Origin of the sequence: Paenibacillus alvei DSM 29 (assembly GCF_000293805.1) — a bacterium.
Classification (GTDB): Bacteria; Bacillota; Bacilli; order Paenibacillales; family Paenibacillaceae; genus Paenibacillus_B; species Paenibacillus_B alvei.
Genome location: NZ_AMBZ01000022.1, coordinates 24,663 through 36,915 on the forward strand (window position 1 = coordinate 24,663; position 12,253 = coordinate 36,915).

The window sequence follows — 12,253 nt, forward strand, 5'->3', positions numbered from 1 at the left end:
AGGATATGGTGCTAGGTGCTTTATTTATCATCGCTCTTTTTCTGATCTGGTTGTTCTTGGTTGGTAGTGTGAAAGCACATGACAAGTTGGCAGATAAGGTTGAGAATTTTAAAGAAAATAACTTTAAAGACAAAAAGGAGAATGAAGAGAATGAATAACAACAAACGTATCGCTTGGGCAATTGGATTGGGTGCAGTAGTTTTGGTAGTAGGAAGTCTTTTGGTTGCTTCCGTTACAACGGTAAAGCAAGGTCATGTTGGGGTTGTGTTCTCGAAAAATGGTGGCGTGATTCAAGAGACATTGCATTCTGGATGGCACTTAAAAAATCCATTGCACGAGGTAACGCAATATCCTGTATCGTTGGATTCCGTTAGTTATGCAGGAATGGAATTGACGACAAAAGACGGTAAACCATTAAAGATGGACGTTGAATACGATTATCAAAACGATTTGCAAAAGGTTCCACACATCTTTGACACATGGAAAGGGCAAAAGCCTTCTGATATCGAAGATAATTTCCTTCGCTCCCGCGCAAAAGAGTCTGCAATGTCTGTAACATCTCGTTATACCATTCTTGAAATCTTCCAGAACTATGAGAAGATCAAAGATGAAATCGGAAACTCCTTTGCTGAAAATGTTAAGCCACATGGCTTCATGATCGAGAACTTCGTTCTTGGCGCACCGACTCCTGACGAAAGCACAAAGAAAGCTATTCAGGCTGTCGTAGACGCTCAACAGCAACTTGAAGCATTGAAGATCGAGAAGCAAAAGGCATCAGAAGTAGCCGAAAAGCAAAAGATCGAAGCAGAAGGTAAAGCGGCGGCGGCAATCGCAGAAGCGAAAGGTGAAGCAGAAGCTAACCGACTGATGCAACAATCCATCACTCCTGAACTTCTGAAAAAGATGGAAATGGAAGCACGTATGAAGCATGGTTGGGTTGAGATTAATGGTGCAGGTGCTGTAGTAACCAAATAAGGAAGGGTGATAAATATGGAAGAGAACGTACAAGAAGTGGTTGACCCGATTATTTTCCTCAGTATTGAAGGTGAAAATGGAGACGAATTAGGTATCTCCGTTGCCGAAGGAATTGACGATGAGACAGCAATTTTCTTACTACAACAAGCAATTGATGCTCTAAAATCAAACGCTTAACATATGCCAAAGAAAGTCCACATGCATATTGTATGTGGACTTTCGTAAATAGGAGGGTTTTTCTTATGAAGAGAAAGTGGAAGAAAAGAATATCGGAATTTATGTATTACATTATGGTTGTACAAATTTTTTGCGGAATACATTATCCTCCTGCAATTTTGGAGGAATCGAGAGACTATGCACCTCATCCAAAGGTTGTGAGACGTAAATGATTACTGTATCAAAGTCTTTACGTAATTACTGTATCTCATGCTGTGACAGAGAGCCAGTACAAGCTTATGAGATTCGTTTTGGCAATCCAAAGTTTACGAACACAAGTGTTATGACCATTTGTGAAGTTTGTCTTTTACAAATGAAGAAGGCGATTAGAGAGCTAAGTCCAAGTGAATAAAAACCGTCTAAGCAGGGGGAAATTCTCCTGCTTTTTCTTATATAATAGGTTGACTACTGCTAAAGAAAGTACTATAATAAGTACATCAAGCAAATACAACTGAAAGGGGCAACCAAGATGAGCAAAGATAAAATATATCGCTATGCAAAAAGTAAGGGAGAGTATGAGAAGCAAGTAAATATTCATATTCGCGAAATGATTGAAATGATAAAGTATGAAGAAGTGAAGAAAAATCTATACGTCAAAGGCATCAAGCTATCCACTCATGCATTTAAACGTATGAAACAACACTTCGATTTAGTTGATGTCGCTGTAGCGACACGAAAAGCTAAAGAGATGCTTCGACATGCTGTACGCCTTGGCACAGTCCTGTCTTATGATGGGCGTATCAATGTTCTTTATGCTTACCGTCAAACGGCATTCTTCTTGTCTCCTGACTTGAAGACAGTTGTTACTGTGAACAGATTCCACGAAATAAGCTACAAGCCAGTGCTAAAAAAAGTACATGATGGTCTTGATAGAGAAGAATTACTTGAACTACATATCAGTCATCTCCGTGAAATTGAGAGAAAAGAAGAAGAACAGATGCGCTTGATTCTCTCAATCGAACAGAAGGTGAGAGAAGCGACAGAACAATGCGCAACAATGCTCCGTCTAGTCAGAGGTGGAGGACGCAAGAAGGAAATTAAACATTTGATCTCCGAACAGAACCATCATCTAAAGATGGAAGGTAGAAAGCTTTTCGAATTGAAGGTTGAGAAGCGTCATTTGTGCAAGTCTCTTGTCTCATTATATTGATGCCAAAGAAAGTATTCTAAAGGAGAACAAACATGATGGACAAACGAAAAGAAATAAGATTGTCAAGGTTTATATCAAAAATACTTAGACACGATGCAAAGCGATTTGGTTTAGATCAGGACGATGATAACTTTGTCCAACTAAGCAACTTCATTAATGTTGTGTTAAGCGAATTTGAAGGAAGTATATCTCTGACTGATGTCGTTTATGTTCTGGAAAACAGCAAGAAAGATGGTCAAAACAGGTTCCAAATCGTTGGCGACAGGGTGAGAGCAACATACAATCACACTTGGAAAGCAAAAGGAGATGTATAAATGGAACACTTTTTGTTCTTCTTTGTAACGAACTTATCAGTATTCTTCCTTCTTTTCTGTGTATTTCAACTTGATGAGAAGTACGCAGATGGAACTTTGAGGGCAATTTTAGCAGACTGGTGGATTGGATATTTAATTCTCAACATCATACCTATTGTTAATCTTATTGTCTGCTTGTTAAGCATTGTTCTCTTCGTCATCACAGCAATTATTTATCAAATAGATGAGAGAAATCTCACTGGTGACGATATTTTCAAAAAATCTTCTTCATAAAGGATGGAAAGTAAAAATGACAACTTATAAACAAGAACGTATTGGCGATTATATTCAAGTGAACTCTGGACGACAATTCTATGTACTCGATCCTCGACCAGAAGATATCACGATTAATGACATCGCGCATTCGCTGGCTAACATTTGCCGATTCACTGGTCATGGCGACCGATTCTATTGTGTAGGAGAGCATTCAATCCAGTGTGCGCGTGTGGCACGAAAGCTTGGCTATTCCACACTTATGCAACTATATTGCTTACTTCACGATGGAAGCGAGAGCGTAGTCAACGACTTGGCTCGACCAGTAAAACAAAACATTCCACAGTACAAAGAAGTTGAAGATCGTATTATGGCTGTGATTTGGGAAGTCGCTGGACTGCCGAAGCCGACAGAGGAAGACTACAAAGTCGTTAAAATCATTGACAACACGCTACTTGTTAATGAGATGGAACAGTTGATGAAACGTAGCGACATTCCAGATGTTGAATGCGAAAGATTCTTTGTTGACCTTTCTATTGGATACAATGCAGGAGAGTCTAAAGCGCCATTTTTGACGATGTATAACGCTTTGATGGAGGAATTGAAAGATGAAAACAATCTATAAGTTTCCATTGTACACTGAGAAAGAAGTGATTAGCCTTCCTTTAAGAACAAAAATTCTTTCAGTAAAAGTGCAACGAGGACGAGCAGTTGTCTACGCTTTGATTGACACTAGCATCTTAGATAAGGAGGATTATGAGTTTGTTTCCATTCCAACTGGCAGAGATACAAGGGTGTATGCAGAAGGAATTGAGAACTACACCTTCCTTGATACTGTGCTTTTTGGAGAAAATCAAACATATGTAGATCATGTATTCTACAGAAAGGTTGCGAAATAATGAGCAAGCAAATGACAAAGAAGCAAGCTATTGATTTACTGGCGACACTTACATTCATCTCAGTTAGCAAGAATGGTGAACAGGTTATTGAGAAAATCGGTCTAACGGAAGAACAGACAGATAAGATGATGCGTGTCGTAGTAAGTCTGTTCAATAATGACGAAGTAGAAGCCAATAAGTTCATCATTAAAGAAATGAAAAAGCTTTTAAAGAAGCTCGATGAACATGATGATTCAGATGCCAAAGAAAGTACATTTAAAAGGACTGGTGATGGAAAATGAAAACATACACAACAGCAGAGATGATCGACAAGATTGATATCGCACAAAAGGCTGAGATGGTTGAGCCTTTGCAAGACATTGTTGTTCAGAAAAACCAATATGGAATTATCGTTTTGAAAGATGGGCTATCTACTAAACATATTGGACAACCATTACCGCTTGGAAATATAGCTCTAAATGCAAAATGGAAGTTTGTACGCAGACCAATTACATTCTTACAAGCTACAGACTATCTTCGTCAAGGAAAAGTTGTTTCTTGCGAAACAGATGGAATGCTACCAGTAAAATACGACAGTTTAGAAGATGTGATTCACATCTATGAAGTTGTCGATGGCAAATGGTACTTGGAGGACTCTAATCAATGACAAAAGAAATCCACCTTTGGGGCGATGGATCTAGCGTCAATAATGGCGAAGAAAAAGGTCTTGGCGGTTATGGTTACATTCTCTTATTCGGTGAGTTTGATGGTGCAGATACAAAGACCGAATATGGCGATAAAACAAAGATGCTTACTGGTTGGGATGGATTCGAAAATACGACCAATCAGAAGGAAGAAATCAAAGCAATCATCAATGGGTTGAAGCGAATCAAGCCAAATACAAACTATCCAATACAAGTATTCTCTGACTCAGCATACCTTATCAATTGCATGAAACAACGATGGTATGAAAACTGGCGAACAAATGGATGGAAAAACTCCAAGAAAGAACCTGTCGAGAGTCCAGAGTTGTGGAAAGAACTTCTCCAAGTGATTGAGGATGGTTTCTTTAAAATCACTTGGAATAAGGTGAAGGGTCACTCAGGCATCTTCTACAACGAGGAATGCGATAAACTGGCTCGTCAAGGGCTTGAAAAAATGAGAGCAATTAGAAGAGGAGAAGATTAAATGAAATTTACATCTGAGTTGAAGAAAAAACATGAGTTTGTTTTAGAGGTCGGAGATTTCTTCCAGTACGATGAATCAACATTCGTAATTGTACAACCTCTCATCAAGGACAATTATGACTATAAGAATGAAGGCTACACTTATGTAAATCTGACATACCATTCTCTAGTATATCCTAAGTTCGAAACTCTCGAAGAGTTGAAGGATTATCTTACAGAGAAGAAAGAAGTCAAGTTTTATAGAGGTGGTAATGTTGTCGTAAATCTTGGTTCACCTTTCTATGAAATTTTACAAGAGGGGTGACTTCTGATGTCAAAAGAGAATCCGCTATTTACACAGAAGCAACTCGAAGAATTTGATCGATTGACTGCACTCGAATCCTCTCCTATACAAATGGATAGGATTCGAGCAAGATGCGACTATCCCAAGTGGATTGCAGACAACAATCTGACAAAAGAAAATACTGATGCTATGAGAGACGAACTTATTCGTCAAGGGAAGTGGTAAACATATGAGAAAATGCACAATACATGAGGCGTATAACGCTGTTGATGTAAAAACAGGAATAGCGATACTTTATACAAATCAAAAGGGCTTGAAGCAAATGATGGAGGGAAACTCTTTTTACGTGTGGACTCATGAACATGCAACTATAAATGATGTGAAGCTTCGAGTATTTGAGAAAGACTTAGCAGAAGACAGCGAAGGGAATGTATATTGCGTGGATGGGTTGGATGTGATGGTCGTTGATTAAAAGCGACTTCTTCCCAATGCTTCTACTAATGATATTCGCAGTAATGATTTTAATACTTGGTGTGATAGGGCTATGTGCTTATGGCATTTAATAATCTTTGAGAGTGAGGAAAATTAATATGTGGTATAGCAAACCGAAACAACAGGCAGTCTCTGTTGATGAATACATTAATCGTTTTACCATCAGACATGCCGCATGTGACTCTACTAAAGTAATAGAAGTTGACAATATTCGATTCACAATGAAAGCGTACTATGGATACTCAGTGAAAATTCATCTAGTTGATGGCGAAGATGAATTATTGGTTTATGATGCAGATTACAGTGGAGTTAAGCGAGGTACATGGCATCACAAAGGCTCATGGTGCGATAAAATTCTTCAAATTGTTCTTGATGATTGCGAGAAATATGAGCGAATTGTACGAGCAAAAGAGAAGGCGATTGAAGATGAGTTAAGTAGATTGAAAGACAAATTTGGCAAGCTGTTCAGTGGTGATAAAGATGCCGCCAAAGTTTAGTGCGAAAGATGTTGTTGAAGTAACTTTATACGACACAAGTAATAATAACAAGCCAGTCTTATCATTAGGAACACTTAAACTTTCTTCCATTCAAAATGAAGGTGGAGTTTATGCATGTGGCGGTAATGGAAGTAAGACGATAAAAAGGATTGGTGATTCGAATGGCAAAGCTGATATTTAAGTATGGCTCCATGAATGCCAGTAAATCTGCAAACCTCATCATGGATTGCTATGGTCATAAAGCTAATGGAAAGAGTGTCCTAGTGTTTAAGCCTACACAGGACACTAGAGATTATGGCTATGTTAGTTCTAGGGCGACTGCGACAAGGATTCAAGCAAACCTAATATCTCCTGATATAGATGGTGCAATGTTCAACATGACACAGTTGTTCATGCCGCGCATGGTCTTTGTAGATGAGGTGCAATTCTTTACCGCTAAACAAATTGAGGAATTAGCAAGCATCGTGGACAAGCTTGGCGTTACAGTTCAAGCGTATGGGCTGATGACAGACTTCAAACGTGAATTGTTCGAAGGAAGTAAAAGACTTGTTGAACTTGCTGATGTTGTTGAGCGTATTCGATCTGAATGCACAGAATGCTCTAATGAAGGCGTTCTGAATGCACGACTTGTTGAAGGTGTATTACAGACCGATGGAGAGACAGTCGTTGTCGGCAAAGAACAAGACGACGATTCGAAGAAACCTGTTTACAAGGTATTATGTCGAAAATGCTATGGAGAACGCTTATGAATCGATGGCTATTGACAGAAGAAGTCAAGCAAAAGTATACACCGATTATACAGGGCTTCATTGATAAGCTTGAAGCAATGAATCCAGATGAGCAGGAAGACTTGCTAGAAATCAATTTGAGCGATACTGGACTCAATCCATACACATTGCAGGAGTTATTAGAGAGTCTTGGCTATGAGAAGACTGATTTCGACGATAACGGCTGGCAAATGGACTTTTGGATTACAATGGAAAAGAATGGATGCAAGTCGATTGTGATTGAAGGTACAGGCATCATTTTCGAGTTGAAGTTGAGGGAAAATGAATAATGACCGTCCGAAGGGGAGACAAAAGTCTCTCCTTTTTTGCCATATACACTTGACCATTGCCAAAGAAAGTACTATAATGAGTATATATCAAATGAAAGGGAGATGTCGATGAAAGCAGAAATTGAACAGATCATCAAAGACCTTGAATATGAGCGTGAGGAATATGGGGAACGTATTGTTTCACTGCACTATGGTTACGATAGCGCATTGGAAAAACTCTGCAAGCTAGTTGGGAAAGAGTTTACACCTTATGAATAGTGTTATATACGAACGGATCAAAGTTGTTGTCTTGGTAAAGAGCAAAAGAGATGTTGGTCTTTACTTTCGACTGTTCAAAATGATGTTGAAAGAAAAATTGTGAAAGAACAAGAAACTTCGGATTATGCTAAGTTCGCAACTGACAAATTCGAGATACGATTTGTGATTGCAGGAAAATCAATGCTTGGCAAGAGAGCGCATTATGTGATTAACATGTATCCTGATGAACAATACGACAACGAGGTCGCGATGCCAATGATGGTATTACACAATCACTTGAAAGAAGATCCTAAATGGAGTGAGTTGTTTGAGGATGGCAAACACAGTTGATTGCTATCAATGTGGAGTAAAGGTCAAACTGACAAAGCATATAAACAAATGTAAGTGCGGAGCTAGAATCAAGGTTCTGCAATACTAAAGGAGCGATATGATGAAGGCTTTCAGAGTAAGATACAATACTGGCGATATGGACAATGAAATGATTGTTCTTGCACAAAGCGAAGAACACATTGAGGAAGCATTAGCCAACAAAGAAGATGAGTTCTATGTTGATGATGAATGGTCAAAAATAATTCGAAAAAGAGAAGTTCCTTTGTCTAATGTGATGGTTTCCGACCTTTCTGTTACTGAATTATCAAAATTGCAGAGATGGATGGAGATAAATAAAGAAAAAGAAAAGCCTGTTCAAATGGAATGGGAAGAGTTTGCTTGGATTATGGAGAAAGTAAGTACTTTAGTTGAACGTGGTGATGGTTGGGCTTTTCAATTCCTCGATTCTTCAATTTTTGTATACAAAGGCGATAATATCATTCGCTTTTGTGACAACATACAAGAGTTTGCCGATTTCATCCAAAGTGTTTGCAGTGCATCATGAGTCAAACATTACGCGCTGTGAAGGCGACTTACGAAGAACAGATTCAAAGATTAAAGCAAGCTAAGAAAGATGGTAATGTTTGTAGCAAGCAGTATAAGATTCAATTGAGCATTTGGGAGAAAAGAGTCAAGCAATACGAACAAATGATTCGAGATACGGAAGGATTGTGATAGAAATGATGATACTGCCATCTTTAGACGATGAAGTCATCAACACGATTAAGTATGGGTTGCCAAGCAAACAAATAATAGCCTACGCAACAACATTAGTTGTACGTCACCCCAAAACTAATGACCTGATAATCTTGAAGTGGAGATTACCTTGGCATAAAACAGAAGCGTTAAAGGAAAGCGACTTCATAGAACTTAACAACGCGAGAACTTGGGATGCAGATTGGTCGGATTTAATGGGTAAGCATATCATTGTTAATCCAGTAATATTAAATCTGAATGCACGTAAGGCGTTAGCAAGTCTGTAATAACAAATCTTCAATTGGGAGTGATGAAATATGAGTCGTTGTTGTGGCAACTGCTTCAAGAACAATGTAGACGAAGCAAAACAGAACTTCTACTATCGCGATTGGATAGGAAACAAGTGGGATGCAAGTTGTCGTCCAGTATGTGACCAGTGCATTGAAGCAGGAGAGTACAAGGAAGAGGTTAAAGGAGAAGTAACTATCCACAGACTATATCTTGGGACTTCAAGATTGTATATTCCCGAAAACAATCATGGTTGGGGATGGTTCGATGAATAGTAATCATGAATTAGCTGAGTACATTGCAAGCCATTTGCCCATCAGCTTTGAGGATGCATTGGATTTTGTCGAAGGATCATTAAGCGGCGGTATGTTTACTGATAAAATCAACTTTACTATTGCACTGGGTAATAGGGACAGAGTTATCATGCAAATGAGTAATCAACTGAATGCTATTAGAAGCTTACTAGAAAAGTATAATATTTGAGCTTCAAGGCTAAACAAAACAAATCTTCTATTTAGAATGGGTGGTAAAGCAAATGGATACTGAAAATAACAAGATAAAGGTTCAGTGTGGCGTTGGTAGAAAGGATTCATTGACGTTTAATGATGATGACGATGGATATTATGTTGTTGACATGATTTATTGTGGTAAATTTGCGGGAACCATTATTGTCGATTACGATGAAGCAATAAAATTAAGGGATTTCTTGAATGATAATTTGGGTCAAGACTGAATAAAATAAACGTTCCATTTACAGTTAGGAGACGAGAGTATGCTGGTGAATCAAGACTTCACCTTCACCCTTGATTCAAGAGTCCAACCAAAATTCAACACAAAGATTTACAATCAAATTAAGATGTGGGAACTCTATGGGGATTATATGATGCTACAAATCGAAATCATGGAGATGATTTAAGGATGTACGTTTATGATGTAGAGATTAAGTTAATAGGTAAGCGCGAAGCGTTTGTAACCGTAACTCAAAGAGAGATGGACGTAAGTAGCAATGGAAGTATGATTGAAGGATTTCCGAAGCTTGGTGTGCAAAGAAGGGCGTATGTCACAGCTTTATTCAGAAACATTGAAACCAAAGCTGAGAAGTGTGCCGACAAGATTGTAAGAAAGTGGAGGAAAAAGAAACCACTAAGTCAATTAGTTATAGATGCTTGTAAATTTGAAGGAGGATTAACATGCTAAAGAAAGTACTTTTGTCGTTTTTATCTCTTGTGGTCATTGTTGGTTGTTCTGGTGCGACAGTTAAGGGAGACGAAGAAAAAGCAACATACATTGAGTCAGTAGATGAGTATAACACATTTACTGCCTTGAAGGTTGTCGATAAAGAAACAGGATGCAAGTACTTAATCATCAACACTCCACATAACAATAGCAATTATCCAATGGGTATGCAGATGTATGGTGCAGATGGGTTGCCAGTATGCAAATGAAGGAATATTTTCATTATTGCCCTGATTGTAAGGCAGAAGGTGTAAAGACAACCGAAAAGGAATTAAAGTGTAGCGTACTTGACACAGATGGATATGGTCAACCAGTCCAATTCACTGAATGCGAATGTGGAGGTATCCTGAACGGTTTCCTCTACCTTTCATTCTACAAACGTAAAGGTGAGACACTAGACGAAGGATTCTTTAGTTATCTCAAACATCGTATTAATTTTTACTATGAAGACTTCAAAGAGCATGAGGAAGACATTCGTGCAAAGTATTATAGAGTGCGACCTAAACCAACCAAGGAAATGATTGAACAACGATTAAAAGAATTGAGAGGGGAATGCTAATTGACAGACACTACACAGATGCCAAAGAAAGTATGTTACGAGGAACATCTCGAATTAATTGTTGCAGGATGCCCTATTCCTGCTGATACTCAGACCATCAAATTATTCAAGGGTAAGCAACTGTTTGCTTATCAGAAGCTGGCATTAGCCAAGCGCGATATGGAACAGTTCAAGATTTGTGTTGAAGAGATTGAGATTCGCCTTAACATATTCGATGGTCTGATGGAAAGAACAGCACTTCATTTTGGAGGTAATGCCTAATGTTTGTACATCTTACACACTCGCACTCAGGAGAGAAGATTTTGATTCGTGCTGATGAGATTCACACAATTCGAGTAAAAGAGGGTAGAACGCTTGTGATTGGCAAGCGTGGTTACTACGTCAATGAAGACCCTTATCTCGTTGAACAATTGGTCGAAGCTGTTGTTTCCAGTATGCATACAATCACTATCGGAGAAGGCGAACGAATCGAATAGAAAGGATGATGTTAAATGGAAAGAAATACAGACATTAATATTCCTAAACCACCACATGGGGGTTCGTCGATTATGCGTCCAGAAACACATTGCTGTCATTGCGATTTTATGGCGAAGCAAATGGCAAACGTAATACAGAACGTAGAGCAGTTGAAGATGAATCCTAACATCAACATCACGATCAATACTACTGCATCAGAATTTGATATGCAAGAGTTTAAGAAAAATCTTGATCTACTCATTTCTCAACACGCTAAAAGAGGTGTTACAAGTGTCTAAGAAGTCTAAGTCGAAGTATGGAAATCTTTCACCTGAATACTTGGAGAAGATTCGTGTAAAGCCAGAAGATACAGCCGCACGATTGGCTAGACTTCCTTACACGATCACACCAAGACCAGACGAGAAACCACCAAAAGGTATGATGTGGTGTCCGTATGAAGCAAAGTGGAGCAAGTTCATTTCGCCTAATCCACTATCTCCTATGTCAACATACCTTCGTTGCGAAACATGTGGCATCTCAATTGAGGATTACTACACAAAAACAGTCAATAAGCTTTGGGGAGACAAAGACGAGAGGAAGTAATGAACATGAAAGGCTGTATAGTCTGTGATGTGAAACATCAAGGGTTTTATGTGTCTTCTGATGAGGTCTACATGTGTCCTAGACACAAGAAGATTCTGTCGGAAGAAGATGAAGAACTGTCAAGAAAATTTAAGAAGAATCGTTTTGTAGTTGAAGGCAAGACAGCAAGAATGTCTGTTTACAACAAGCAGTTCAAAGAAAAACATTATAAATTCATCGTTGATACCGAAGATATACCACTTCTCGAAGATATCCGTTGGAGAGAAGACGAAGATGGTCACGCAGTTACAAGCGTAAAGAAAGGGAAGAAAGTACTTTCACTAAAGCTTATGGACTATCTAATGTATCTTCGACATGGCATAAAATCCCCATCATATCACCCTAATTGCAACAATTACGATTGCCGAAAGTTGAACATAAGAGTCATGAAAGACAAGCGAAGAGAGCGTTCAACTGTCAGGAATATCATTTAGGAGTTGATTATGAA

General features: G+C 38.6%; 35 protein-coding genes. All 35 read left to right on the forward strand.

The window, feature by feature from the left end; genetic code table 11:
* Positions 1–5 precede the first annotated feature (5 nt).
* The 35 genes from PAV_RS35085 (at position 6) to PAV_RS30630 (ending at position 12,239) form a co-directional block, all read left to right on the forward strand.
* The gene (locus PAV_RS35085; protein WP_005552341.1) at positions 6–158 is read left to right on the forward strand and encodes a hypothetical protein; all 153 of its coding nucleotides are present in this window, start codon (positions 6–8) and stop codon (positions 156–158) included.
* Positions 151–975 (forward strand): prohibitin family protein, encoded by an 825-nt coding sequence (locus PAV_RS30490; RefSeq protein ID WP_005552343.1) that lies wholly within the window; start codon positions 151–153, stop codon positions 973–975. The genes PAV_RS35085 and PAV_RS30490 overlap by 8 nt, the downstream gene beginning before the upstream one ends.
* A 15-nt stretch (positions 976–990) precedes the next feature.
* Positions 991–1,152, forward strand: a complete 162-nt coding sequence (locus PAV_RS35090; protein ID WP_005552345.1) for a hypothetical protein — start codon at positions 991–993, stop codon at positions 1,150–1,152.
* Positions 1,153–1,660: 508 nt separating this feature from the next.
* Positions 1,661–2,341 carry a hypothetical protein gene (locus PAV_RS30495; protein ID WP_005552349.1) on the forward strand — a complete coding sequence of 227 codons (681 nt, stop codon included), beginning with the start codon at positions 1,661–1,663 and terminating at the stop codon, positions 2,339–2,341.
* A gap of 32 nt (positions 2,342–2,373) precedes the next feature.
* On the forward strand, positions 2,374–2,655 hold the full coding sequence (locus PAV_RS30500) for an RNA 2'-phosphotransferase (RefSeq protein ID WP_051135253.1): 282 nt from the start codon (positions 2,374–2,376) through the stop codon (positions 2,653–2,655).
* Positions 2,656–2,928 (forward strand): hypothetical protein, encoded by a 273-nt coding sequence (locus PAV_RS30505; protein WP_005552351.1) that lies wholly within the window; start codon positions 2,656–2,658, stop codon positions 2,926–2,928.
* A gap of 16 nt (positions 2,929–2,944) precedes the next feature.
* Complete coding sequence (locus PAV_RS30510; protein ID WP_005552352.1) at positions 2,945–3,532, forward strand: hypothetical protein; 588 nt, start codon at positions 2,945–2,947, stop codon at positions 3,530–3,532.
* Positions 3,516–3,806: a DUF7352 domain-containing protein gene (locus PAV_RS30515; RefSeq protein WP_005552353.1), complete on the forward strand. Its 291-nt coding sequence runs from the start codon at positions 3,516–3,518 to the stop codon at positions 3,804–3,806. Before PAV_RS30510 ends, PAV_RS30515 begins: the two co-directional genes overlap by 17 nt.
* Entirely contained in the window at positions 3,806–4,087 is a 282-nt protein-coding gene (locus tag PAV_RS30520; protein WP_005552355.1) for a hypothetical protein, read from the forward strand. Before PAV_RS30515 ends, PAV_RS30520 begins: the two co-directional genes overlap by 1 nt.
* Positions 4,084–4,452, forward strand: a complete 369-nt coding sequence (locus PAV_RS30525; RefSeq protein WP_005552358.1) for a hypothetical protein — start codon at positions 4,084–4,086, stop codon at positions 4,450–4,452. Before PAV_RS30520 ends, PAV_RS30525 begins: the two co-directional genes overlap by 4 nt.
* Entirely contained in the window at positions 4,449–4,973 is a 525-nt protein-coding gene (locus PAV_RS30530) for a ribonuclease H family protein (RefSeq protein WP_005552359.1), read from the forward strand. Before PAV_RS30525 ends, PAV_RS30530 begins: the two co-directional genes overlap by 4 nt.
* Positions 4,974–5,276: a hypothetical protein gene (locus PAV_RS30535; RefSeq protein WP_005552360.1), complete on the forward strand. Its 303-nt coding sequence runs from the start codon at positions 4,974–4,976 to the stop codon at positions 5,274–5,276.
* Between the two features lie 6 nt (positions 5,277–5,282).
* Positions 5,283–5,480 (forward strand): hypothetical protein, encoded by a 198-nt coding sequence (locus PAV_RS30540; protein WP_005552361.1) that lies wholly within the window; start codon positions 5,283–5,285, stop codon positions 5,478–5,480.
* A gap of 4 nt (positions 5,481–5,484) precedes the next feature.
* Entirely contained in the window at positions 5,485–5,727 is a 243-nt protein-coding gene (locus tag PAV_RS30545) for a hypothetical protein (RefSeq protein WP_005552362.1), read from the forward strand.
* Positions 5,728–5,845: 118 nt separating this feature from the next.
* Positions 5,846–6,244 (forward strand): hypothetical protein, encoded by a 399-nt coding sequence (locus PAV_RS30550; protein ID WP_005552363.1) that lies wholly within the window; start codon positions 5,846–5,848, stop codon positions 6,242–6,244.
* Positions 6,228–6,425 carry a hypothetical protein gene (locus PAV_RS35095; protein WP_157267421.1) on the forward strand — a complete coding sequence of 66 codons (198 nt, stop codon included), beginning with the start codon at positions 6,228–6,230 and terminating at the stop codon, positions 6,423–6,425. The genes PAV_RS30550 and PAV_RS35095 overlap by 17 nt, the downstream gene beginning before the upstream one ends.
* Positions 6,406–6,993, forward strand: a complete 588-nt coding sequence (locus PAV_RS30555; RefSeq protein ID WP_005552364.1) for a thymidine kinase — start codon at positions 6,406–6,408, stop codon at positions 6,991–6,993. The genes PAV_RS35095 and PAV_RS30555 overlap by 20 nt, the downstream gene beginning before the upstream one ends.
* Positions 6,990–7,301: a hypothetical protein gene (locus tag PAV_RS30560; protein ID WP_005552366.1), complete on the forward strand. Its 312-nt coding sequence runs from the start codon at positions 6,990–6,992 to the stop codon at positions 7,299–7,301. The genes PAV_RS30555 and PAV_RS30560 overlap by 4 nt, the downstream gene beginning before the upstream one ends.
* Before the next feature lie 108 nt (positions 7,302–7,409).
* Positions 7,410–7,559 (forward strand): hypothetical protein, encoded by a 150-nt coding sequence (locus PAV_RS35490; RefSeq protein WP_005552367.1) that lies wholly within the window; start codon positions 7,410–7,412, stop codon positions 7,557–7,559.
* 99 nt (positions 7,560–7,658) lie between these two features.
* A complete protein-coding gene (locus PAV_RS30565) occupies positions 7,659–7,889 on the forward strand; it encodes a hypothetical protein (protein ID WP_005552368.1) in 231 nt (76 codons plus the stop codon).
* 100 nt (positions 7,890–7,989) lie between these two features.
* On the forward strand, positions 7,990–8,433 hold the full coding sequence (locus PAV_RS32940; RefSeq protein ID WP_005552369.1) for a hypothetical protein: 444 nt from the start codon (positions 7,990–7,992) through the stop codon (positions 8,431–8,433).
* Complete coding sequence (locus tag PAV_RS35100) at positions 8,430–8,603, forward strand: hypothetical protein (protein ID WP_005552370.1); 174 nt, start codon at positions 8,430–8,432, stop codon at positions 8,601–8,603. The genes PAV_RS32940 and PAV_RS35100 overlap by 4 nt, the downstream gene beginning before the upstream one ends.
* 5 nt (positions 8,604–8,608) lie before the next feature.
* Complete coding sequence (locus PAV_RS30575; RefSeq protein ID WP_005552372.1) at positions 8,609–8,911, forward strand: hypothetical protein; 303 nt, start codon at positions 8,609–8,611, stop codon at positions 8,909–8,911.
* A gap of 30 nt (positions 8,912–8,941) precedes the next feature.
* Positions 8,942–9,187, forward strand: a complete 246-nt coding sequence (locus PAV_RS30580; RefSeq protein ID WP_005552373.1) for a hypothetical protein — start codon at positions 8,942–8,944, stop codon at positions 9,185–9,187.
* Positions 9,180–9,395 (forward strand): hypothetical protein, encoded by a 216-nt coding sequence (locus PAV_RS30585; RefSeq protein WP_005552374.1) that lies wholly within the window; start codon positions 9,180–9,182, stop codon positions 9,393–9,395. The genes PAV_RS30580 and PAV_RS30585 overlap by 8 nt, the downstream gene beginning before the upstream one ends.
* Before the next feature lie 52 nt (positions 9,396–9,447).
* Positions 9,448–9,645, forward strand: coding sequence for a hypothetical protein (locus PAV_RS30590; RefSeq protein ID WP_005552375.1), 198 nt, complete (start codon positions 9,448–9,450; stop codon positions 9,643–9,645).
* Between the two features lie 39 nt (positions 9,646–9,684).
* Positions 9,685–9,828, forward strand: a complete 144-nt coding sequence (locus PAV_RS35105) for a hypothetical protein (RefSeq protein WP_005552376.1) — start codon at positions 9,685–9,687, stop codon at positions 9,826–9,828.
* A gap of 2 nt (positions 9,829–9,830) precedes the next feature.
* Complete coding sequence (locus PAV_RS30595) at positions 9,831–10,109, forward strand: hypothetical protein (RefSeq protein ID WP_005552377.1); 279 nt, start codon at positions 9,831–9,833, stop codon at positions 10,107–10,109.
* Positions 10,103–10,357, forward strand: a complete 255-nt coding sequence (locus PAV_RS30600; protein WP_005552378.1) for a hypothetical protein — start codon at positions 10,103–10,105, stop codon at positions 10,355–10,357. The genes PAV_RS30595 and PAV_RS30600 overlap by 7 nt, the downstream gene beginning before the upstream one ends.
* Positions 10,348–10,707, forward strand: coding sequence for a hypothetical protein (locus tag PAV_RS30605; protein WP_040737405.1), 360 nt, complete (start codon positions 10,348–10,350; stop codon positions 10,705–10,707). The genes PAV_RS30600 and PAV_RS30605 overlap by 10 nt, the downstream gene beginning before the upstream one ends.
* Positions 10,708–10,968 (forward strand): hypothetical protein, encoded by a 261-nt coding sequence (locus PAV_RS30610; RefSeq protein ID WP_005552382.1) that lies wholly within the window; start codon positions 10,708–10,710, stop codon positions 10,966–10,968.
* Entirely contained in the window at positions 10,968–11,183 is a 216-nt protein-coding gene (locus PAV_RS30615; protein ID WP_005552383.1) for a hypothetical protein, read from the forward strand. The genes PAV_RS30610 and PAV_RS30615 overlap by 1 nt, the downstream gene beginning before the upstream one ends.
* Positions 11,184–11,198: 15 nt before the next feature.
* The gene (locus tag PAV_RS30620) at positions 11,199–11,462 is read left to right on the forward strand and encodes a hypothetical protein (protein ID WP_005552384.1); all 264 of its coding nucleotides are present in this window, start codon (positions 11,199–11,201) and stop codon (positions 11,460–11,462) included.
* On the forward strand, positions 11,455–11,766 hold the full coding sequence (locus PAV_RS30625; RefSeq protein ID WP_005552385.1) for a hypothetical protein: 312 nt from the start codon (positions 11,455–11,457) through the stop codon (positions 11,764–11,766). Before PAV_RS30620 ends, PAV_RS30625 begins: the two co-directional genes overlap by 8 nt.
* Before the next feature lie 5 nt (positions 11,767–11,771).
* On the forward strand, positions 11,772–12,239 hold the full coding sequence (locus PAV_RS30630) for a hypothetical protein (RefSeq protein WP_040737407.1): 468 nt from the start codon (positions 11,772–11,774) through the stop codon (positions 12,237–12,239).
* Positions 12,240–12,253: the final 14 nt, after the last annotated feature.